Source organism: Streptomyces tremellae (assembly GCF_039540215.1).
Classification (GTDB): Bacteria; Actinomycetota; Actinomycetes; order Streptomycetales; family Streptomycetaceae; genus Streptomyces; species Streptomyces tremellae.
The window spans coordinates 1-18,657 of the sequence record NZ_BAABEP010000047.1 but is presented as its reverse complement, the minus strand read 5'-3'; the positions used below and the strand labels follow the sequence as shown (position 1 = coordinate 18,657).

The 18,657-nt window shown below is 75.0% G+C and carries 19 protein-coding genes; 9 read left to right on the top strand and 10 right to left on the bottom strand.

Annotated features, from left to right (window positions below; translation table 11 throughout):
• Positions 1–92: 92 nt before the first annotated feature.
• From ABEA77_RS25355 to ABEA77_RS25335, 5 genes are all read right to left on the bottom strand, one after another.
• Complete coding sequence (locus ABEA77_RS25355; RefSeq protein WP_345652025.1) at positions 93–1,289, bottom strand: methyltransferase; 1,197 nt, start codon at positions 1,287–1,289, stop codon at positions 93–95.
• 13 nt (positions 1,290–1,302) lie between these two features.
• Positions 1,303–1,557: a hypothetical protein gene (locus ABEA77_RS25350; RefSeq protein WP_345652022.1), complete on the bottom strand. Its 255-nt coding sequence runs from the start codon at positions 1,555–1,557 to the stop codon at positions 1,303–1,305.
• Between the two features lie 161 nt (positions 1,558–1,718).
• Positions 1,719–2,933 carry a D-mannonate dehydratase ManD gene (gene manD / locus ABEA77_RS25345; protein ID WP_345652019.1) on the bottom strand — a complete coding sequence of 405 codons (1,215 nt, stop codon included), beginning with the start codon at positions 2,931–2,933 and terminating at the stop codon, positions 1,719–1,721.
• A gap of 140 nt (positions 2,934–3,073) precedes the next feature.
• The gene (locus tag ABEA77_RS25340) at positions 3,074–5,209 is read right to left on the bottom strand and encodes a SpoIIE family protein phosphatase (protein WP_345652016.1); all 2,136 of its coding nucleotides are present in this window, start codon (positions 5,207–5,209) and stop codon (positions 3,074–3,076) included.
• Between the two features lie 134 nt (positions 5,210–5,343).
• Positions 5,344–5,934, bottom strand: coding sequence for a TetR/AcrR family transcriptional regulator (locus tag ABEA77_RS25335; protein WP_345652013.1), 591 nt, complete (start codon positions 5,932–5,934; stop codon positions 5,344–5,346).
• Between the two features lie 109 nt (positions 5,935–6,043).
• Here ABEA77_RS25335 and ABEA77_RS25330 point away from each other — a divergent pair, with 109 nt between their 5' ends.
• Entirely contained in the window at positions 6,044–6,502 is a 459-nt protein-coding gene (locus ABEA77_RS25330; RefSeq protein ID WP_345652010.1) for a nuclear transport factor 2 family protein, read from the top strand.
• A 55-nt stretch (positions 6,503–6,557) separates the two neighbouring features.
• Here ABEA77_RS25330 and ABEA77_RS25325 read toward each other — a convergent pair whose 3' ends face one another.
• Both ABEA77_RS25325 and ABEA77_RS25320 read right to left on the bottom strand, forming a co-directional pair.
• A complete protein-coding gene (locus ABEA77_RS25325; protein ID WP_345652007.1) occupies positions 6,558–7,718 on the bottom strand; it encodes a cation diffusion facilitator family transporter in 1,161 nt (386 codons plus the stop codon).
• Positions 7,719–7,841: 123 nt separating this feature from the next.
• Positions 7,842–8,078 (bottom strand): hypothetical protein, encoded by a 237-nt coding sequence (locus ABEA77_RS25320; RefSeq protein ID WP_345652004.1) that lies wholly within the window; start codon positions 8,076–8,078, stop codon positions 7,842–7,844.
• 168 nt (positions 8,079–8,246) lie between these two features.
• On the opposite strand from ABEA77_RS25320, the gene ABEA77_RS25315 reads away from it, so the two are divergent.
• Complete coding sequence (locus tag ABEA77_RS25315; protein WP_345652001.1) at positions 8,247–8,591, top strand: DUF6479 family protein; 345 nt, start codon at positions 8,247–8,249, stop codon at positions 8,589–8,591.
• Between the two features lie 74 nt (positions 8,592–8,665).
• Here ABEA77_RS25315 and ABEA77_RS25310 read toward each other — a convergent pair whose 3' ends face one another.
• Together ABEA77_RS25310 and ABEA77_RS25305 are read right to left on the bottom strand one after the other, a co-directional pair.
• On the bottom strand, positions 8,666–8,878 hold the full coding sequence (locus tag ABEA77_RS25310; protein WP_345651998.1) for a hypothetical protein: 213 nt from the start codon (positions 8,876–8,878) through the stop codon (positions 8,666–8,668).
• A 119-nt stretch (positions 8,879–8,997) separates the two neighbouring features.
• Positions 8,998–9,750 (bottom strand): uracil-DNA glycosylase, encoded by a 753-nt coding sequence (locus ABEA77_RS25305; protein WP_345651996.1) that lies wholly within the window; start codon positions 9,748–9,750, stop codon positions 8,998–9,000.
• Between the two features lie 70 nt (positions 9,751–9,820).
• Here ABEA77_RS25305 and ABEA77_RS25300 point away from each other — a divergent pair, with 70 nt between their 5' ends.
• The 4 genes from ABEA77_RS25300 to ABEA77_RS25285 all read left to right on the top strand — a co-directional run bounded on the left by ABEA77_RS25300 (position 9,821) and on the right by ABEA77_RS25285 (position 14,009).
• Positions 9,821–11,119 (top strand): FUSC family protein, encoded by a 1,299-nt coding sequence (locus ABEA77_RS25300; protein WP_425588385.1) that lies wholly within the window; start codon positions 9,821–9,823, stop codon positions 11,117–11,119.
• A 325-nt stretch (positions 11,120–11,444) separates the two neighbouring features.
• The gene (locus ABEA77_RS25295; RefSeq protein ID WP_345651990.1) at positions 11,445–12,083 is read left to right on the top strand and encodes an LAETG motif-containing sortase-dependent surface protein; all 639 of its coding nucleotides are present in this window, start codon (positions 11,445–11,447) and stop codon (positions 12,081–12,083) included.
• A 337-nt stretch (positions 12,084–12,420) separates the two neighbouring features.
• On the top strand, positions 12,421–13,425 hold the full coding sequence (locus ABEA77_RS25290; protein ID WP_345651987.1) for a PHP domain-containing protein: 1,005 nt from the start codon (positions 12,421–12,423) through the stop codon (positions 13,423–13,425).
• Positions 13,426–13,511: 86 nt separating this feature from the next.
• Positions 13,512–14,009 carry a DUF4190 domain-containing protein gene (locus ABEA77_RS25285; RefSeq protein WP_345651984.1) on the top strand — a complete coding sequence of 166 codons (498 nt, stop codon included), beginning with the start codon at positions 13,512–13,514 and terminating at the stop codon, positions 14,007–14,009.
• A gap of 6 nt (positions 14,010–14,015) precedes the next feature.
• On the opposite strand, the gene ABEA77_RS25280 is transcribed toward ABEA77_RS25285, so the two are convergent.
• Positions 14,016–15,095 carry an NAD(+)/NADH kinase gene (locus ABEA77_RS25280; protein WP_345651981.1) on the bottom strand — a complete coding sequence of 360 codons (1,080 nt, stop codon included), beginning with the start codon at positions 15,093–15,095 and terminating at the stop codon, positions 14,016–14,018.
• A gap of 218 nt (positions 15,096–15,313) precedes the next feature.
• Here ABEA77_RS25280 and ABEA77_RS25275 point away from each other — a divergent pair, with 218 nt between their 5' ends.
• From ABEA77_RS25275 to ABEA77_RS25265, 3 genes are all read left to right on the top strand, one after another.
• Positions 15,314–15,910 (top strand): helix-turn-helix domain-containing protein, encoded by a 597-nt coding sequence (locus ABEA77_RS25275; protein WP_345651978.1) that lies wholly within the window; start codon positions 15,314–15,316, stop codon positions 15,908–15,910.
• A 148-nt stretch (positions 15,911–16,058) separates the two neighbouring features.
• The gene (locus ABEA77_RS25270) at positions 16,059–17,282 is read left to right on the top strand and encodes an NAD(P)/FAD-dependent oxidoreductase (protein WP_345651975.1); all 1,224 of its coding nucleotides are present in this window, start codon (positions 16,059–16,061) and stop codon (positions 17,280–17,282) included.
• A complete protein-coding gene (locus tag ABEA77_RS25265) occupies positions 17,279–17,614 on the top strand; it encodes a (2Fe-2S)-binding protein (protein WP_345651972.1) in 336 nt (111 codons plus the stop codon). The genes ABEA77_RS25270 and ABEA77_RS25265 overlap by 4 nt, the downstream gene beginning before the upstream one ends.
• Positions 17,615–18,657 lie beyond the last annotated feature (1,043 nt).

Below are 18,657 nucleotides of genomic sequence, written 5' to 3'. Positions count from 1 at the left end.
ACATAGGCCGCGTGGCCTGGCATTTACAAGCCGTTGTGGAATGGCACATCGCACCTGCGGCCCGGCACGGAGGAAGGCACAGGAAGTGTTGGTCAGTTCTTGACGCACCGCAGGACGACGAACTTGGGATCGCTCGCCGCGACCTCGCAATTGCCGAACAGGCGCCGCAGTTTGGCGTGGTATCCGAGGTGCCTGTTGCCCACGACCCACAGCTCGCCGCCGGGGCGCAGCGCGCTGCGCGCCCCGGTGAACATGCGCCGGGCCGTGCTGTCGCTGGTGGCCTGGTGGCTGTGGAACGGCGGGTTGTTGAGGACCAGGTCCACACTGCCGGGCGGCATGTCGGCGAGCCCGTCGCCGAGCACGAAGTCGGCCGCGGTCGCGGGCTCTTGGGGCGATGCGAGGTTGAGCCGGTAGGTGGCCTCCGCCGAGGCGAGGGCGCCGTACGACTCGTCGACGAACGTGACGCGGGCGTGCGGGTTGGCGAGCGCGGCGGCGGTGCCGACGACGCCGTTGCCGCAGCCGAGGTCCACCACGTGGTCGGGCCCATGCCGTGCGGGCAGATGGCGCAGGAAGAACCGGGTGCCGATGTCGAGCCGCTCGGCGCTGAAGACCCCGGCGTGGGCGACGACCGCGCGCCCCGCGAGAGGCCCCGTGTCGCGGGGCAGTTCGTAGCGGACGGGCCAGGCGCCCGCGGCGCCGGGGGCGGCCGCCCCGACCCGGTCGGCGGCGGGGGTGGTGAGGATGAGGCGGGCCTTGCGCCGTGCCAGGGTCGTCCTGGTGGGCCCGAGGATCCCGGTGAAGAGGTTCAGGGTCGAGGTGTGGATCTCGGTGGTGCGTCCGGTGCCGAGGACCAGGGTGCCGGGGTGCAGCGCGGGGGCGAGCCGGTGCAGCTGGTCCTCCAGCAGGCCGAGGCTCTTGGGGACGCGGACGACGAGCACGTCGAGGCGCGGGGGCGGGGTGGCGAGGGTGGACGCGAGGCGCACCGCGCCGTGGCCGATCCCGGCACGGCTCAGGTTGGCGCGGGTCGCGCACTGGGTGAGGTACGAGTCGGTGATCTGGACGAGCCGCCCGGTGGCGAGCTGTTCGATCCTGGCGCCCGCGAGCGCAGTGGTGAGGGCGCCCCACCGGTCGCCGAGGACGGCGGTGGGTCCCGTCAGGTCCGCGCCTGTCTCCGCGAGGTGTTCGAGGGCGTAGGCGTCGGCGCCGTCCCAGGCGCGCAGCGGGTCACGCGGGTCTTCGGGGTAGCGGGTGAGTACGTACTCGCCCCAGGGCGTCGTCAAATCGTTCATGGTGGTCAGCAGGCTAGCCGCCGCGGTCCCCGTGCCCACGGCCGCGGGCGGCTCTGCGGGCCCGGTCGAGGGCGGCCTGCGCCTGGGGGCGGCCCAGCACGGCGGCGAACTCGGACCTGGCGATCTCCAGGACCACGTCGGCGCTGGCCGGGGGCCGCGGGTCGTCCCGCAGGGCGATGTCCGCGGCGGCGCGCGCGAGGATGTCGTCGTCGGGGGCCGTGCCGGGCCGTGAGAGCGAGCGCAGCACCTGGAGCCAGAGGGCGGGCATGGCGTCACTTTCCTTCGTTCCCCGTGTGGACGGTCCGCCACCTTCCGTGACGAGCATCGCACGCGTGGTCCGCCCGTACGGCCTCTTCCGGCGAAACGGCGGTGCCCGGACGGGCACGGCAGCGCCGCGCGGAGCAGGTACGCGCGGCGCGGCGGCGCGCGTCACCAGTCGTGCAGGGTCCCGTCGAGCAGCCGGTTGACGGGCAGGTAGGCGGGCTCGTACGGGAAGCGCGCGGCGGCCTCCGCGTCGAGGTCGACGCCGAGCCCCGGCTGCTCCGAGGGGTGCAGCGCGCCGCCTTCGAAGGTGTACGAGGGCCGGAAGACCTCCAGGGTCTCGGCCGTGTGCCGGGTGTACTCCTGGATGCCGAAGTTGTGCACGGCGAGGTCGAGGTGGACCGCCGCCGCCATGCCCACGGGCGAGATGTCGGCGGGGCCGTGGATACCCGACCTGGCGCCGTGCACGGCGGCGAGGTCGAGGAGCTTGCGCAGCCCGGTCACACCGCCCGCGTGGGTGACGGCGGAGCGCACGAAGTCGATGAGCCGCTCCGAGAGCAGCGGCCCGTAGTCGTACACGGAGTTGAAGACCTCGCCGAGGGCGAGCGGGGTGGTGGTGTGCCCGCGCACGAGGCGCAGCGCCGTGGGGTCCTCCGCGGGGGTGGCGTCTTCGAGCCAGAACAGGTCGTAGGGCTCCAGGTCCTTGCCGAGGCGCGCGGCCTGGATGGGGGTGAGCCGGTGGTGGCCGTCGTGCAGCAGCGGCAGCTCGGGGCCGAACTCGGCGCGCACGGCCTCGAAGACGCGCGGGATGTGGCGCAGGTACGCGGCGGTGTCCCAGGTCTCCTCGTGGGGCCTCGGGTGGCCGCCGGACGCGGTTCCCGCGGTGCGCGTGGGGTCGTCCACGCCGTAGACGGAGTCGAGGCCGGGTACGCCGGACTGGACGCGTACGGCGCGGTAGCCCTCGGCGCGCACCGCGCGCACGGAGTCGAGGATCTCGGGTATGTCGCGCCCCGAGGCGTGCCCGTAGGCGAGGGCGCCGGTGCGGGAGGCCCCGCCGAGCAGCTGGTAGAGCGGCATGCCCGCGGCCTTCGCCTTGATGTCCCACAGGGCGGTGTCGACGGCTGCGACGGCGGCCATCGTCACCGGGCCGCGCCGCCAGTAGGCGCCCCGGTACAGGTACTGCCAGGTGTCCTCGATGCGGCCCGCGTCGCGCCCGGTGAGCAGCGGGGCGACGTGGTCGCGCAGGTACGAGGCGACGGCGAGTTCGCGTCCGTTGAGGGTGGCGTCGCCGACGCCGGTGAGGCCGTCGTCGGTGGTGATGCGGAGGGTGACGAAGTTGCGGCCTGGGCCGGTGACGACGGTGTCGGCTGCGATGATCCTCATTCGGGCGCGGCTCCTGTCGGAAACGTGATCACGCGGGCTGGGCGGCCCGGTGCGCGGGGGCGACCGCGCGCGACCAGCATGCCTCCGGTGATCTCCGGGCGGAATCCCGCGGCGCGGCCGGCCCGCGGGGCCCCGCGGGCTCAGCGCTGCTCGGATCCCGCCGCCTCGCGGGGGCCCATGACGCGGGTGCCTGCCAACAGGAGGGCGACGTCGTCCTCGGCGGAGCCCCGTCCGTCAGGGCCCGGCAGGACCCCGCGGGCCCTGCGGGGCGTGAGGGTGTCCGTGATGTGCGAGCACAGCGCCTGGAGGGTGGGCGCCGGGCAGGAGAGCGCGGCGGCGAACCGGTCGAGCCCCGCGTCGATGTCGGCGGTGCGGGTCTCGATCAGCCCGTCCGTGTAGAGCGCGACCACGCTGCCCTCGTCCAGCTCGACGGTGGCCGACTCGTAGGCGGCGGTACCGAGGCCGATGGGCGGCCCTGTCGGTACGTCCGCGAAGGTCACCTCGCCGCCCGGGGCCCTGAGGGCGGGCGGCGGGTGTCCTGCCGACGCCAGCTCGCAGCGCCGGGAGACCGGGTCGTACACCGCGTAGGCGCAGGTACAGCTCATGACGGGGCCTGGGCCGCCCGCCAGGTCGCGCTCGTCCGACATCTGCAGGACGCGCCGCTCCAGGCGTGCGAGCAGCTCGGCGGGGGGCAGGTCCAGGTCGGCCAGGGTGCCCATGGCGGTACGCAACTGCCCCATGAGGGCTGCCGCGTTGATACCGTGGCCCACCACGTCGCCGATCATCAGGCCGACCCGGGCGCGCGGCAGGGGGAGCACGTCGAACCAGTCGCCGCCGACGCCCTCGTGCACGTCGGCGGGCAGGTAGCGGGAGGCGAGTTCGACCCCCGGGCCCCCGTACAGGGCGTGCGGCAGGAGATTGCGCTGGAGGGCGACGGCCGCCTCGCGCTCCCGCGTGTAGCGGCGGGCGTTGTCGAGGCTGAGCGCGGCCCGCCCCACCAGTTCCTCGATCAGGAGCTGGTCGTCCCTGGAGAACGGGTTGCGGTTCTCCGAGCGTACGAACACCGCCACGCCGAGGATGGTGCCGCGCGCCTGGAGCGGCACGATGATCAGGGAGTGCATACCCGTCGCCGCGGCCACTCTCGCGCGCCGCGGGTCCCGGGCGAACCAGGTGTCCAGCGAGGTGTCCAGGACCGGTTCGAAGTGGGTCCTGCCGGTCGTCAGCACTCGGGTGAACGGGGACGACGGCGGGACGAACACCGCCTCGCCGATCCGCCAGACCGACTCGGGGGCGCCCTCGTGCACCGAGGCGACCCCGGCCCTGCGGAAGACGGGGATGCTCGCCTCAGAGGCCGGCAGCCGCTTCAGCGGCTCCTCGCCGAGCGGCACGGTGTCGCCGAGGTCGACGGTGACGTAGTCGGCGAGCAGCGGCACGGCGGCGTCGGCGAGTTCCTGGGCCGTCCTGCGCACGTCGAGCGTGGTGCCGATGCTGCCGCTGACCCGGCCGAGGGTGAGGAGGTGCTGGCGGGCGAGGGACTTGCCGATGTCGGTCGCCATGTTGCAGACGCCGAGGGGCCGCCCGTCGGCGCCGTCGAGGCGGAAGTACGAGGCGGACAGCACGCGGTCCTCCGACTCGCCCGGCACCCGCCAGGTGTACTCCCGCTCGATCACCGGCTCACCGGTCCTGAGCACCTGCCGCATCGCCTCGGCGATCGCCCGGCCCGCCGCGCCCGGCTGCACCTCGGTCATCAGACGGCCGAGGCGCTCCCTGCGCAGGAAGCCGTCCTGCCGCTCGGCCGTGCCGTTCAGCCAGATGCAGCGCAGGTCGGTGTCCCAGATGGACAGGCCGACCGGGGCGCGGGCGAGGAGCGCCACCGAGACAGGGGAGCGAGCGGGCGGCCAGGCGGACGCGCCCGAGGGGTCGCGCGCCGAGACCAGCCAGTCGGTGCGGCCCTCGCCGGTGAGCGGCACGGCCTCGATCGCGGCCCGGAGCACGGTGCCGTCCTTGCGGCGCAGGTCGAGCCGGCCGGACCAGGGCTCGCGGGCCCTGGCCCTGGTGCGCCAGGCCCGCGTCCACGCGGCTCCCCCGCCGCCCTCGCCCGCGCCCGCGACCAGCGCCGTGAGCGGACGGCCGACCACGTCGGGCGCGCGGTGGCCGAGCAGTTCGCGGGCGGTCGCCGTCCAGGCGATCACCGTGCCCCCGTCGTCGACCACCGCGGTCGCCGCGTCGGCGAGCCGTGCCGCCCGTGCCGTCCGGTCTTCCGTCGTTGCGGCCATCACCTGTGTCCCGTCACCTGGTGTGCGGGCGGCCACCCACCGCCCCTTCTGCCCCCTTACAGGCTGGTATGCCCCTGTGTTCCATAGTGCGGCAGGCGGGCCGGGAACGGGCGGGACGGACGGCGCGGGAGGCCTCAGACGCGTTCGCCGGCGGTGCGGCCCGCCGCGGCCCCGGCGTGCGCGGCGACGAGCAGGGCAGCCGCCGAGCGGGCCTGCGCGGCGGGTTCCGGCGTGCCGAAGATGGCGGCGGTGACCATGGCGCCCTCGGCGAGCAGCAGCAGATGGTCGGCGAGGTCGCCCGGCAGGCCCGCGGCGTCGGCCAACCGCACGAGATAGGCGCGGAACGCCGCCTTGTGGGCCCGCGCGAGGGCGGCGACAGCCGCACTGGTCGCGCCGAGTTCCCCGTACGAGTTGATCCAGGCGCAGCCGCGGAAGTCGGGCTCGCGGAACCAGGCGCCGAGGTGGTCGAAGACGGCGAGGACGCGCTCGACGGGGTCGCTCTCGCGGTCCACGCGGTCCGCGAGCCTGCGGCGCCAGGCCACGTCGCGCCGCTCCAGATACGCCTGGACGAGCTGGTCCTTGGCCGGGAACAGCTGGTAGAGCCGCTTGAGCGAGACGCCGGACGCGGTCCGTATCTCGTCCATGCCCACGGTCTGGATCCCGCGCCCGTAGAACAGCCGCTCCGCCGCGTCCAGCGCCTGCTGACGGGCGGTCGTGCCATCCATGGTGCCGTCCCACTCCTCGTCCGCGCTTGACCGGGCATCCGGTGGATACCTACCGTATCAGCGGAGCGGAGAACGCACGTTCTCCGCATGTCGGAAGGTGTGTGTCCGCATGAGTACTCGACCCCCGCTCCCCCCGTTCACGGAGGAGACCGCCCGGCAGAAGGTCCAGGCGGCGGAGGACGCCTGGAACACCCGCGACCCGGAGAAGGTGTCGCTCGCCTACACCGAGGACTCGGTGTGGCGCAATCGCGACCGGTTCGTCACGGGCCGCGAGGCGATCGTGGCGCTGCTCACGGACAAGTGGAACCGCGAGCTGGACTACGCCCTGCGCAAGGAGCTGTGGGCGTTCACCGGCAACCGCATCGCGGTGCGCTTCCAGTACGAGTGCCGCGACGCCGGCGGCCAGTGGTGGCGCTCGTACGGCAACGAGCTGTGGGAGTTCGACGAGCGGGGGCTGATGGCGCGCCGGGAGGCCAGCATCAACGACGTGCCCATCGAGGAGGCCGGGCGGCGCATCCTCGGGCCGCGGCCGGAGGCGGAGCGCGGGGTGCCCTTCCCGGTCAGGTAGCCGCGGGACCCGTACCACTCCGGGTGCGCGGCGCGCCCGGCTGGGTACGTCCCTCTCAGCCGCGCCGGCCGCCCGCCGGGGCCTCGGTGATGTCGAGGAACACCTGGTCGGCCTCCGGCCAGGTCCGGGTGATGCTGCTCTTGATGCGCTCGCAGACCAGCTCGACCCGCTCGCTGTCCATGCCGGGCACGAGGTCGACGCGGGCCGCCACCAGCGCGGAGTCGAGGCCGAGCTTCATGGTGAGCAGGGCGGCGACGTTGTCGATCTCCGCCTGCTCCTCGATCAGGCTCCTGATCCGCCCGCGGGTCTGCTCGTCGACGGCCTCGCCGATCAGCTGGGCGCGGGCCTCGGAGCCGAGCCGGTAGGCGATGTAGACCAGGAGGGCGCCGATCGCGAAGGAGGCGCTCGCCTCCCAGACGATCTCGCCGGTGACCCAGTGCAGCACCATGCCTCCCATCGCGAGGATGACGCCGAGTACGGCGGTCGAGTCCTCGGCGAGCACCGTGCGCAGCGTGGGGTCCTCGGCCGCGCCCTTCTTCGCCGCGCGCAACTGGAGGACCGCCCTGGTGAGCGAGGTGCCCTCGGCGAGCAGCGCGACGGCGAGCACGATCAGGCCGACGAGATAGCCGGTGGAGCCCTCGTTCTCGTCGGACCCGAGGGCCTCGACGCCCTGGAAGAAGGAGAAGCAGCCGCCCATCACGAAGATGCCGACCGCCGCGAGGAGCGCCCAGAAGTAGCGCTCCTTGCCGTAGCCGAAGGGGTGGTCGCCGTCGGGCGCCTTGCGGCTGCGCCGCAGCGAGGCCAGGAGGAAGATCTCGTTCAGCGAGTCGGCGACGGAGTGCGCCGCCTCGGAGAGCAGCGCGGGGGAACCGGAGAGCAGGCCCCCGGCCGCCTTGGCGACGGCGATGACCAGGTTGGCACCGAGCGCCACCAGCACCGTGAGCCGCGTCGACCCGTCCGCCTCGTCCCGCCCGCCGCCCGTCTCTTCGGCGGCCTGCGAGCCGAGTCCGCGGGCGGCTGCGGCCGCTTCACCGCGCCCGGCCCCCGCGGCGTCGGCCGCCTTCCCGCCCTCCTCGCCGGCCGGTGCGCCGCGACCGCCGTCGCGGGTGTCCGCCGGTGTGCGGGTGCCGCAGGACTCGGGAGCGGCGGTGGCGGTGGCGTCGTGCCTCGGTGTGCGGCGGCGCGCGTCCGCGGCTTCGGTCCCCTGGTGCTCCATCGCCCGCCCCGTCTCCGCCCCGCCGTCTCCGGGGCCGTCACCACCGGCCGTACGCGGGAGTCCGGCCGGCGGCCGGGCGCGCACGGCGACCGCGTGCCCCCGCCCCCGGTGGGCAAACGCCGGTCAACGGGCGCGGCGGGCGGCGGTGGCCGGGGCGCGGTGCGGAGCGTACGGGAGGGTCCTGCGGTACCAGGGGGACCGTGGTGGCACCGGCCCCTCGCCCACGGCGGCTCGCGCGGCATGGGCCGGGCGGCTCCTCGGTTCACGCATCATCGCGTCCTCGAAGCGTCCCATCGCGACGACGACTCCGAGCATCGCGGGCGGGAAGAGAACGCCGCACAACATGGGTATGAGACCCATGGCCCAGCCCCTTCCTGGTTCGGCGGGCGGTTCCGGCCTCCTTCGAGTGCCTCGGCGGACGGGGTGCAAACACGCCCCCGGCGCGCTTTTCGCTCGGCCGGGTGAAGAAAACGCCGCTCGCGGCCGAGCCATGGTCATCAACTGGCGCCGACCGGGTACCCGGCTGCCATGAACGCACCGCACACACTTCACGCGCAGGACATCGTGCTCGCCGCGGGCAATTCGGCAGGCGTCTGGGCGTTCGTGATCGGACTGGTCGTGGTGGTCATCCTGGTCGGGGGCTTCTGGCTGGGGTTCCGTCGCAGGTCCGAGTTCAACCGCCACCCGGGGCCGAACGACCACCCCCGCAGGCCTGAGCACCAGAGCCATGTGGAGGGCTCGGCCGACGCCAACGAGAACTTCCCCGACGACGGCGGACGGCTCCTCCCGCACGAGCTCGGCGGCCACGGCGAGGAGGTCAAACCGCGCGACGAGCACGGGGAGAAACCCCAGGGCCCGCCGCCCCTGGCCTGATCCTGCCGCCCGGCGCGGGCACGCGGCACCAGCCGTGCGCCCGCGCCGGGCCGGTGTGCCGGTGTGCCATGGCCTCAGGACCCGGCGTGGTGGCGGGCCGTCCGCAGCCGGGCGTCGCGCTCGGCGCGGGTCGGGGCGAGCCTGGTGCGGACCCCCCTCGGCCCGGTAGCGCGGCGGCGCAGGACCGCACCGCTCACCACGGCGGCCACCAGCGCGCCCACCACGGCCGACAGCATGAGCGTGGTGAGCGGTCCTTCGGTGCCGGTACGGCGCCCGGCTTCGGGCATGTCCACGGGTCCCCCCGGTTCCGCGCGCCCCGTCCGGGCGCGCTCGGCGTCACATCCGGGTCCGAGTACCCCCCGCGAGCCGCTGAATGCCCAGGTCCCGCCACCGTGCTCGGCGGTGGCTACCGGATGCCGGCCGTACGGGCGGCCCCGTCGAGCACCTCGCGCAGCATGGCGGGCGTGAGGCGGCCGGTGAAGACGTTGCGCTGGCTCACGTGGTAACAGCCGAAGAGGTCGAGGGGCCGGCTGCCGGCGGGCCCGTCCAGGGTGATCCGTACGCCGTGGCCGAAGGCGGGGCGCGGCCGGGGCACGGCCCAGCCCGCGGCGGCGAGCACCGGGAGCAGCGCCTGCCAGCCGAACGCGCCGAGGACGACGACGGACCGCAGGGCGGGGGCGAGGAGTTCGAGCTCCCTGGCGAGCCACGGGCGGCAGGTGTCGCGCTCCCCCGGCGTGGGCCGGTTCTGCGGAGGCGCGCACCGCACGGGCGAGCTCATGCGCACCCCGCGCAGGGTGAGGCCGTCGTCGGCGGCCACCGGGTCGGGACGCGACGCGAGTCCGAGGTCGTACAGCGCGGCGCAGAGCACGTCGCCGGAGCGGTCGCCGGTGAACATGCGCCCGGTGCGGTTCGCGCCGTGTGCGGCGGGGGCGAGGCCCACGATCAGCAGGGGGGCGTCGGGCGGGCCGAAGCCGGGCACGGGTCGCGCCCAGTACTCCTGGCCGCGGTAGGCGGGCAGGTCGTCGCGGGCCTTCTCCTCCCGCCACCCGACCAGGCGCGGGCAGGCCGCGCAGCGGGGCACACGGGCGTCCAGGTCCGCCACGGTGGCGGCGGCGGGGGCCGCGGCACGGGGGTATGCGGGGTCGTCCGGGGCTCGCATTCGGGTGACGGTACCCGAGGCCGGCGGCCCCCGCCGTTCCGGGAAGCGGCCGAGAGGGAAGGGACGTGAGGTGTCCGACGTGCGGAAGAGTGTGAGGGCCGGGTTCGCGCGCCTGCTCAGGTTGCGCAGGCAGCCCGTGGCCGTGCAGATCCTGCGGTCGACGGCGGCGGCGACCATCTCGTTCGTCGTGGCGGAGCGGCTGTCCAACGAGGCAGCTCCGCTGACGGCGCCGCTGACCGCGCTGCTGGTGACGCAGGTGACGCTGTACTCGACCATCAGGCTCAGCCTGACCCGGGTCAACGCCGTGGTGACGGGCGTGCTGGTGGCCGTGGGGTTCAGCTCCCTGGTGGGCCTCGCCTGGTGGAGCCTCGCGTCGATCATCCTGCTCGCGTTGATCGTGGGGCGGCTGGTGCGCGCGGGCGACTTCGTCGTCGAGGTGGCGATCAGCGCGATGCTCGTCCTCGGTGTGACCCAGGTGCAGGTGGAGTCGACGGCGTGGACGCGGGTCCTCGACACACTGATCGGCGCGGGTGTGGGGCTCCTGTTCAACTTCCTGTTCATCCCGCCGGTGTGGGTGGACACGGCGGGCGAGTCCATCGAGGGCCTCGCGCGCCGGATGCGGCAGCTGCTGCTGCGGGTCAGCGACGGGCTGACGGACCGTACGACGGTGGAGACGGCCGCCGCCAGGCTGTACGAGGCGCGCCGCATCGACCAGGAGATCACCGACGTGGACGCGGAGCTGCGGCAGGCCGAGGAGAGCCTCCGGCTCAATCCGCGCGTACGGGAGGGCCTGCTGCACCGGGTGGTGCTGCGCACCGGCCTGGACACGCTGGAGATCTGCGCGGTGGTGGTGCGGGTGCTCGCCAGGTCGCTGACGGACCTGGCGAGGGAGCGCACGGACGAGCCGCTGTTCCCCCAGGAGACCGGCGCCGCGCTGGAGAACGCGATCGCGCGGGTCGCGGACGCGATCGTCAGCTTCGCCGTGCTGGTGACGTCGTCGGTGAGCGCGAGCGCGGAGCGTGCGGAGACCCGTCTCGCGGAGGATCTCGCGCAGGCGCGCCAGGAGCGCGAGCACGCGGCGCAGCTGCTGCTCTCGGTGGTCCAGGAGCACCCGCGGCAGTGGCAGTTGCACGGGGCGCTGCTCACGGAGCTGGACCGGATCCTCGACGAGCTGGACCTGGAGAACCGGTCGCAGCGGCTGATGGAGGGGCTGGACAGGTCGGCGCGCGAGCAGCGGGAGCGCTATCCGCGGCTGACCGAGGCGCGGTCCCGGGTGAGACGGTCGTGGCGGCGCGCCCGCGACCGGTGGGAGGCGCGCCGCGCGGTGGGCCGCGAGCGGCCCGGGAGCCGCGGGGAAAGCGGTTCCTGACGGTGCGTCAAGTAGGCGGTCCCGGCACACCGGGACGGCCGGCCCCCGTCCGCGCGGGGCGGTCCAGGCCGTCACCCCGACCCTTGACTCGTTCTTTACTCACCTATCGTTTAGTTGTGACAAACGGGGTCTGACGAGGGAGAGTTCGGTTCATTTCACCCCTGGCGGGCGGGGTTCAGGGCCGTTTCCGCCCTGCTCAAGCCGGGACATCCGGTGCGTCAGGGGCCGGTAGGGCCGCCGCGGTTGAAGGTATGCGCGGGGAGGGCGGTACTGTGCGCGCGCGACCGCCACCCTCGGCGGCGCAGTCATTCCGCGGAGGAAATCTGTGACTCGTTTCGGATCGCTCAGGCGCCCCGGTGCCCTGATATCGGTCGCGGCTGCGGGCGTGCTGGGCGTGGGCCTCGCGGCCGGCTCTGCGTCCGCGCACACGCCGCGCCTCGTGGTCGACTGCACCAGTGCGTCAGTCGACCTGTCCGCCTACAACGGCGGCGTCACCAACCACGTGAAGGTCACGGTCGAGGGTGACGCGTCGCTCGACGTCGACCAGGTCTTCGGCAGCGCGTTCCACAAGGACATCACGCTGCCCGACCACAGCTCGCCCCTGGCCGTCCACCTCGTGGTGACCGCGGGCGACGGCAAGCAGTACGACGTCGACCAGACCGAGACGGCGCCGGTCTGCCCGGGCCACTCGGCCCCGCCGTCGACGCCGCCGTCCAGCGCGCCGGCCTCGCCGTCGGCTCCGGCCAGCGCGCCGGCGAGCTCGGCCCCCGCGTCGCCGTCCGCCCCCGCGTCCTCCTCGGCGCCGGCCGTCCCGGCCGCCTCGCCGAGCCCGTCGGGCGACAACCTCGCGGAGACCGGTTCTTCGAGCTCCACGCCGATCATCGCCGGTGGCGCCGTGGTCGTCGTGCTGGCGGGCGCGGGCATCATGTGGGCCTCGCGCAGGCGCAGGGCCGCCCAGCACTGACGCCTGTCCCGGTGGGCGGCGCCGCGCGACCGGTTCAGCGATGACCGGGACTGCCCCGCTCCACCGGCCGCACCGGTCCACGGCCGGGTCTTCCGCCGCCGGCACCCGGCGGCGGCGGGACCGCCGGACCGCGGCCACAGGCAGGAAGCCGCCGGCCGCCCCTCCCGGGGCGTCCCGGCTGCTTCGTACGGTACGGAGCGGCGCGGCGGGGGACGCGGCGGCTCATCGGGACAGGCAGGGCAGACAGGGCCCCGTGGCGTGCGCGCCGCGGGGCCCTCGCACATCCGGGCGGCCCCGCCGGGTGCGGACCCCGGGCGCCGCGCCGACAATGGCGTCCATGGACCCGGTGACGGCACTCGACAGGATCGCGTTCCTGCTGGAGCGCGCGGGCGCCGAGACGTACCGGGTGCGGGCGTTCCGCACCGCGTCGTCGGTGGTGTCCGCGCTGCCGGAGGGCGAGCTCGCGCGCAGGCTCGCGGCGGGCACGCTGACGCGGCTCGCGGGCGTCGGGCCGCGCACGGCTGAGGTCGTGCGGGAGGCGGCGGACGGCGCGGTCCCCGGCTATCTGGCCCGGTTGGAGGCCGAGGCGGCTGACCGGTCCCCGGCCGGCGGCGAGCGGCTGCGCGCCGCGCTGCGCGGCGACTGCCATCTGCACTCCGACTGGTCGGACGGCGGCAGCCCGATCGAGGCGATGGGCCGCACGGCGATCGCGCTCGGCCACGAGTGGGCGGTGCTCACCGACCACTCCCCCAGGCTCACGGTGGCGCGCGGGCTCTCCGCGGGCCGGCTGCGGGAGCAGCTCGACGCCGTCGCAGAACTCAACGCGCGGTGGGCGCCGTTCCGGCTGCTGACCGGGATCGAGTGCGACATCCTCGACGACGGGACACTCGACCAGGACCCGGAACTCCTCGCACGGCTCGACGTGGTGGTGGCCTCGGTCCACTCGAAGCTGCGGATGGACCGCGCGGCCATGACGCGACGCATGGTGGCCGCCGTGCGCGACCCGCACACCGACGTGCTCGGGCACTGCACGGGACGGCTGCTGTCGGGGCGTGGGCGCCCCGAGTCGGAGTTCGACGCGGCGGCGGTGTTCGCCGCGTGCGCCGCGTCCGGCACCGCCGTCGAGATCAACTGCCGCCCCGAGCGCCTCGATCCACCGCGACGGCTGCTGCGCGCGGCGCTCGGAGCCGGCACCCTGTTCGCCGTTGACACCGACGCGCACGCGCCGGGCCAGCTCGACTGGCAGGGCTTCGGCTGCGCGCGGGCCGAGGAGTGCGGGGTGCCTGCGGAACGCGTCGTCACCACCTGGCCGGTGGGAGAACTCCTCGGCTGGGCGCACTGAGCGCACGGGCGGACTGCGGCCGGTGTCCGGGGGCAGACTCGCAGCGACGATCCGTCCCTCCGACGCGTGAAAGCGAGTGGTGCCCGATGACGTCACCGTCCGGTCCTTCCGAGTCCCGGGATCCGTCCGACCCCGCAGGCGGCCCCGGCCGGCCGGGCCAGTGGGACTCGGCGGGCGCCTCCGGCGGTCCGCACGGGGTGCCGCAGGCACCGCCGTACGCCGACCCGCCGAGGCCCGCACGCGGCAACGGCCTCGCGGTGGCCGCGCTGGTGCTCGGCATCGCCGCGGTCGTGCTCTTCTGGACGGTCTTCGGCGGCATCGTGCTCGGGCTGGTCGCGATCGTGCTCGGCGCCCTCGGCGCGCGCAGGGCCCGCACGGACGGCGCGCCCCGGCGCGGCATGGCGGTCACCGGACTGGTCCTCGGCGTGCTCGGCCTGATCGCGGGCGGCCTGATCCTCGCGCTCGGCGTCTCCTTCCTCAACTCGGACAGCTTCAAGAGCTACAGCGACTGCGTCAAGCACGCGCACAGCTCCTCCGACCGGCGCCAGTGCGCGGACGACTTCTCGCACCGCACCGGCCACTGAGCCCGGTCAGCTCTCCGGCCCCTCGCGCCGCGCGCTCTCCGGCGGCAGGCGCAGGTGGGCGAGGTCGTCGGGAACGGGGCCCGGCGGCCTCGCCAGCGGGGAGACCCGCGCGTCGACATCGGTGGCCGGGGCGTCCTCGATCCGGAAGCGGTGGCGCAGCCGCTGGTAGAAGTCGACGGGCGCGAGCCGGATCAGCGGCAGCCGGTACCTGGCCGCGTACACGGCGATCCAGTCGCCGGGGTCGAGCACGCCGCGCAGCTGGCCGTCGATGCTGAGGGCGGCGGCGCCCGAGTGCGGCAGGACCCGCAGCGCCACCGGCTCGTCGGGAGCGGCGACGACCGTGCGGTCGAAGCTCATGTGCGGGGCGACGGGCGTGAACACCACGGCGTCCATGTGCGGGGAGAGCACGGGCCCGCCGGCGGCGAAGCTGTACGCCGTGGACCCGGTCGGGGTCGCGACGATGACGCCGTCCGCGGAGTACGAGGCGAACAGCCGGCCCGCGAGGTAGACACCGATGCTGACCTGGCGGTCGCGGGCGAGCTTCTCCAGCACGATGTCGTTGAGCGCCATGGTGTCGAGGGCGACACCCCAGTCGTCGATGCCGTTCACGTCCTCGCGCACGTCCGGCGGCGGGAGCGCGGGCTCGCGCCCGTAGCGCAGGAACGCCTCCATGCGGGACGGGATGCGCAGCGGCCTCGACGCGCGCAGGGCGAGCGTCATCCGCCGCTCGACGATGGCGCGGCCCTGGTCGACGGCGTCCAGCGCGGCCACCGTGTCCTGTGCCGGCACCTCCGTCAGGAAGCCGACCGTGCCGAGGTCGATGCCGAGGACGGCCGCGTCGCCCTTCGCGGCGATCCTGGCGCCGCGCAGGAACGTGCCGTCGCCGCCCAGGGTGACGACGAGGTCGGGATGGCCGGCCGCGGCCTGCTCGGCCTTCTCCCCGTGCCGGGGCTTGTCCCGGTCCCACACGTCGATCTCGGTGCACTGCACGTCGTGCAGCGCGCCCCAGGTGTGGACGGCCGCCGCGACCTCGGCGGCCTCCCTGCGGCCGTGGTGGACCACGAGCCCCATCCGCTTCACCGTCATCCGTGCGCTCCCCTGGCGAGAGTGGGTGTCCTCCGGCGGGTGCCGCCCTCCCACTCTGCCCCCTTCCCGGGCCGGGGGCAGGCGGTACGGCCGGGGCCCTTACACTCCGAGCCCAGGTACGTATCGCGCCACCCCGCCGTTCGTTCACTATGCCGAACGGGACTTTTCCGCCGCCCGTACGCTGAAGCGAACGCGCCCGACCGCTCTAGGAGTACCGAGTGAAGCCCGCCAACAGTTCCGTCAGGGATGTCCTGGCCGCCAATCTGCGGCGGGAGCGCACGCGCCGCGGCCTGTCGCTCTCGGAGCTTTCCCGGCTGTCGAAGATCGGCAAGGCGACCCTGTCCCAGCTGGAGTCGGCGACGGGCAACCCGACGATCGAGACGGTCTTCAGCCTGTCGCGCGCCCTGGAGATGCCCATCTCCGACCTGCTGGACACGCGCCACGCCGACACGGTGACGGTGGTGCGCGCCGCCGAGGCGGACGTGCTCAGCGGCGAGGGCGTGGACCTGCGCCCGCTCCAGCGGATCGAGACCGGCGGCGTGATCATGGAGCTCTACGACCAGCAGGTACGCGAGAAGGCGCGCCAGCCCTCGCTGGGGCACGCGGGGACCGAGCACACGGTGGTGCAGAGCGGCACCCTGGCGGTGGAGGTGGACGGGCACCGGGTGGAGCTCGGCCCTGGCGACTACGTGTCCTTCGACGCCTCGCTGCCGCACTGCTACACGGCACCGGAAGGGCCGGTGCGCTCGGTGCTCCTGCTGCACTACCCCTCGGGGCTGCGGGACGCGCAGGACCCGCGCAACGCGCCGCACTGAGGCGCCGGAGACCGCCGCCGGACCGGGCGGAGGCCGGGGCCGGTCCGGGCGCGCGCGCACGCGTACGGGCGTCGGGCGGGCGACCGTTGACACCTCCCGGCGGGCGACCTAGTCTCATGTCGTTCGCTTTACAGAACGAGGAGGACGGGTGGACCGAACGCGCGTGGTGATCCTCGGCGCCGGCATCGTCGGTTCCGCCTGCGCCCGTGAGCTGTCCCTCGCGGGGTTCGACGTGCTGGTGGTCGACCGCGGTGGCGCCGCCGCCGCGACCACGTCGCACGGCGAGGGCAACATCCTGGTCTCCGACAAGGGCCCAGGTCCGGAGCTTGAGCTCGCCCGCTGGTCGCGGCGGCTGTGGCCGGAGGTGCTGGCCGGCCTCGGGGGCGCCGCGGAGCAGGCCGAGTGGCAGCCCAAGGGCGGGATCGTGGTCGCCACCACCGAGGCGGGCGCCGCGGGGCTCATGCCGTTCGCCGAGGCCCAGCGCGCCGCGGGGGTGCGCGCCGAGCCCCTCGACGCGGACGCGCTGCGCGCCGCGGAACCGTATGTCACGCGCGACCACACGGCCGCCGTCTCCTATCCGGAGGACGCCCAGGTGCAGCCCGCGGGCGCGGCCACGGCCCTCCTCTCAGGCGCCCTCGCGGCCGGTGCGGCCCTGCGCACCGGCCGCGAGGTGCTCGGCGGCGTGGTGCGCGGCGGCCGGCTCACCGCCGTGCGCACGACGCACGGCACGCTGGAGGCCGACGTCTTCGTCAACGCGGGCGGCCCGTGGGCGGGCGAGCTGGCCGCCAGGCTCGGCGCCCCCGTCGACATCAGGCCGCGGCGCGGCGAGGTGCTGGTGACGACGCCGCTGCCGCCGACGGTGTTCCACAAGGTGTACGACGCCGACTACGTGGGCGCGGTCGGCAGCGGCGCGGGCGACCTGCAGACCTCCGCGGTGGTGGAGGCGACCCTCGCGGGCAGTGTGCTGCTCGGCTCCTCCCGCCGGCGCGTCGGCTTCGACGCGCGGACCAGGCCCGAGGTGCTCTCCGCGATCGCGGCGAAGGCGCTGAGGCTGTTCCCCTCGCTCGCCGGGGTGCCGGTGATGCGCGCGTACGGCGGCTTCCGCCCGTACGTCCCCGACCATCTGCCGGTGATCGGCCCGGACCCGCGGCTCGCGGGACTGTGGCACGCGGGCGGCCACGAGGGCGCGGGCATCGGCCTCTCCGTGGCCACGGCGCGGCTGGTGCGCGCGCTGCTCGCCGGCGAGGAGCCCGGGGTCGACGCCGCGCCGTTCCGGGTGGACCGCCCGGCCGTGCTCGGCACGGAGGCGTCCGCGAACGACCCGCACCACGCCGCGCAGGCCGGAGGCCGCGCCGAGGAGGAGGAAGCATGAGCGGCAGGCTCGTACCCGCCGGGTCCGACCCGGTGCGCCGCACCGAACGGCCGTTGACGGTAACCGTCGACGGGCAGGCCGTGCCGGGCGTCGCGGGCCAGACCATCGGGGGTGTGCTGCTGGCCGCCGGGCGGCGCTCCTGGCGGGCCGGGCCCTCGGGCGCACGGCGCGGTGTGTTCTGCGGGATCGGAGTGTGTTTCGACTGCCTCGTCACCGTCAACGGCGAGCGTGACGTGCGGGCCTGCGGGCGCCGGGCGCACGACGGCGACACGGTGGTCACGCAGTCGCGGCAGGCGCACGGCGCGGCAGGCGCCCGGGAGGAGGGGCCGTGAGCCGTCGTCATGTGGTGGTCGTGGGGGCAGGACCCGCCGGTCTCTCGGCCGCGGACGCGGCGCTCGCCGCGGGCGCCCGGGTCACGCTGGTGGACTCGGCCGAGCAGCCGGGCGGCCAGTACCACCGCATGCTGCCTGAGGCGTACGAGGCATCCAACCCCGAAGTGCTGCACCACGGTTGGGACGCCTTCCGGCGCCGTGCGCACCGGGTGCTCGGCCATCCGCGGTGTGTCTGGCTCGCGGGCACCACGGTGTGGGCCGTCGAGCGCGAGGACCCCGAGGGCGCGCCGCTGCTGCACGTACTCGGCGGTACGCCACGCCGCCGCAGCGTTCTCGCCCCCGACGCGCTGGTGGTCGCGCCCGGCGCCCACGACCGCGTACTGCCGTTCCCCGGCTGGGAGTTGCCCGGGGTCTTCACGGCGGGCGCCGCGCAGGCCCTCGCCAAGGGCGAGCGGGTCGCGGTCGGCGAGCGGGTCGCGGTCGCGGGCACGGGCCCCTTCCTGCTGCCGGTCGCGGTCTCGCTGCTCCAGGCGGGCGCACAGGTCGCCGAGGTGCTGGAGGCCCGCAGGGGCGGCCCGGCGGCGCGGGGCTGGCTGCGCAGGCCCTGGGAGCTGGCGGCTGCGACCGGTAAGACCGGTGAACTGGTCTCCTACACGGCCGCGTTGGCGCGCGCCCGGGTGCCGTATCTGCTGGGCAGGGCGGTGGTCGAGGCGCGCGGCGACGGCCGGGTCGAGGAGGTCGTGAGCGCGCGGGTGCGGGACGACTGGTCGGTCGTCCCGGGCAGCGAGCGGATGACGGCGGTCGACGCGGTGTGCGTCGGCCACGGGTTCACCCCTCGCCTCGAACTGCTGGTCGCCGCGGGGTGCGCGGTGCGTGGCCGCACCCCCGCCGAGGTGTTCGCCACGGTCGACGACACGCAGCGCACCACGAGCCCCGGTGTGTACGCGGCGGGCGAGGTGGCCGGTATCGCGGGCGCGCTCGCCGCGGGCGCCGAGGGCGCCGTCGCGGGCAAGTCGGAGGCCAAGCGGTCTTAGGAAGACAAA

What these genes read in the sequence shown, in the direction of transcription:
- ABEA77_RS25355 (WP_345652025.1), bottom strand. Translation starts at nt 1,289, where the DNA reads ATGAACGATTTGACGACGCCCTGGGGCGAGTACGTACTCACCCGCTAC.
- ABEA77_RS25350 (WP_345652022.1), bottom strand. Translation starts at nt 1,557, where the DNA reads ATGCCCGCCCTCTGGCTCCAGGTGCTGCGCTCGCTCTCACGGCCCGGC.
- manD (WP_345652019.1), bottom strand. Translation starts at nt 2,933, where the DNA reads ATGAGGATCATCGCAGCCGACACCGTCGTCACCGGCCCAGGCCGCAAC.
- ABEA77_RS25340 (WP_345652016.1), bottom strand. Translation starts at nt 5,209, where the DNA reads ATGGCCGCAACGACGGAAGACCGGACGGCACGGGCGGCACGGCTCGCC.
- ABEA77_RS25335 (WP_345652013.1), bottom strand. Translation starts at nt 5,934, where the DNA reads ATGGATGGCACGACCGCCCGTCAGCAGGCGCTGGACGCGGCGGAGCGG.
- ABEA77_RS25330 (WP_345652010.1), top strand. Translation starts at nt 6,044, where the DNA reads ATGAGTACTCGACCCCCGCTCCCCCCGTTCACGGAGGAGACCGCCCGG.
- ABEA77_RS25325 (WP_345652007.1), bottom strand. Translation starts at nt 7,718, where the DNA reads ATGGAGCACCAGGGGACCGAAGCCGCGGACGCGCGCCGCCGCACACCG.
- ABEA77_RS25320 (WP_345652004.1), bottom strand. Translation starts at nt 8,078, where the DNA reads ATGGGTCTCATACCCATGTTGTGCGGCGTTCTCTTCCCGCCCGCGATG.
- ABEA77_RS25315 (WP_345652001.1), top strand. Translation starts at nt 8,247, where the DNA reads ATGAACGCACCGCACACACTTCACGCGCAGGACATCGTGCTCGCCGCG.
- ABEA77_RS25310 (WP_345651998.1), bottom strand. Translation starts at nt 8,878, where the DNA reads ATGCCCGAAGCCGGGCGCCGTACCGGCACCGAAGGACCGCTCACCACG.
- ABEA77_RS25305 (WP_345651996.1), bottom strand. Translation starts at nt 9,750, where the DNA reads ATGCGAGCCCCGGACGACCCCGCATACCCCCGTGCCGCGGCCCCCGCC.
- ABEA77_RS25290 (WP_345651987.1), top strand. Translation starts at nt 12,421, where the DNA reads ATGGACCCGGTGACGGCACTCGACAGGATCGCGTTCCTGCTGGAGCGC.
- ABEA77_RS25285 (WP_345651984.1), top strand. Translation starts at nt 13,512, where the DNA reads ATGACGTCACCGTCCGGTCCTTCCGAGTCCCGGGATCCGTCCGACCCC.
- ABEA77_RS25280 (WP_345651981.1), bottom strand. Translation starts at nt 15,095, where the DNA reads ATGACGGTGAAGCGGATGGGGCTCGTGGTCCACCACGGCCGCAGGGAG.
- ABEA77_RS25265 (WP_345651972.1), top strand. Translation starts at nt 17,279, where the DNA reads ATGAGCGGCAGGCTCGTACCCGCCGGGTCCGACCCGGTGCGCCGCACC.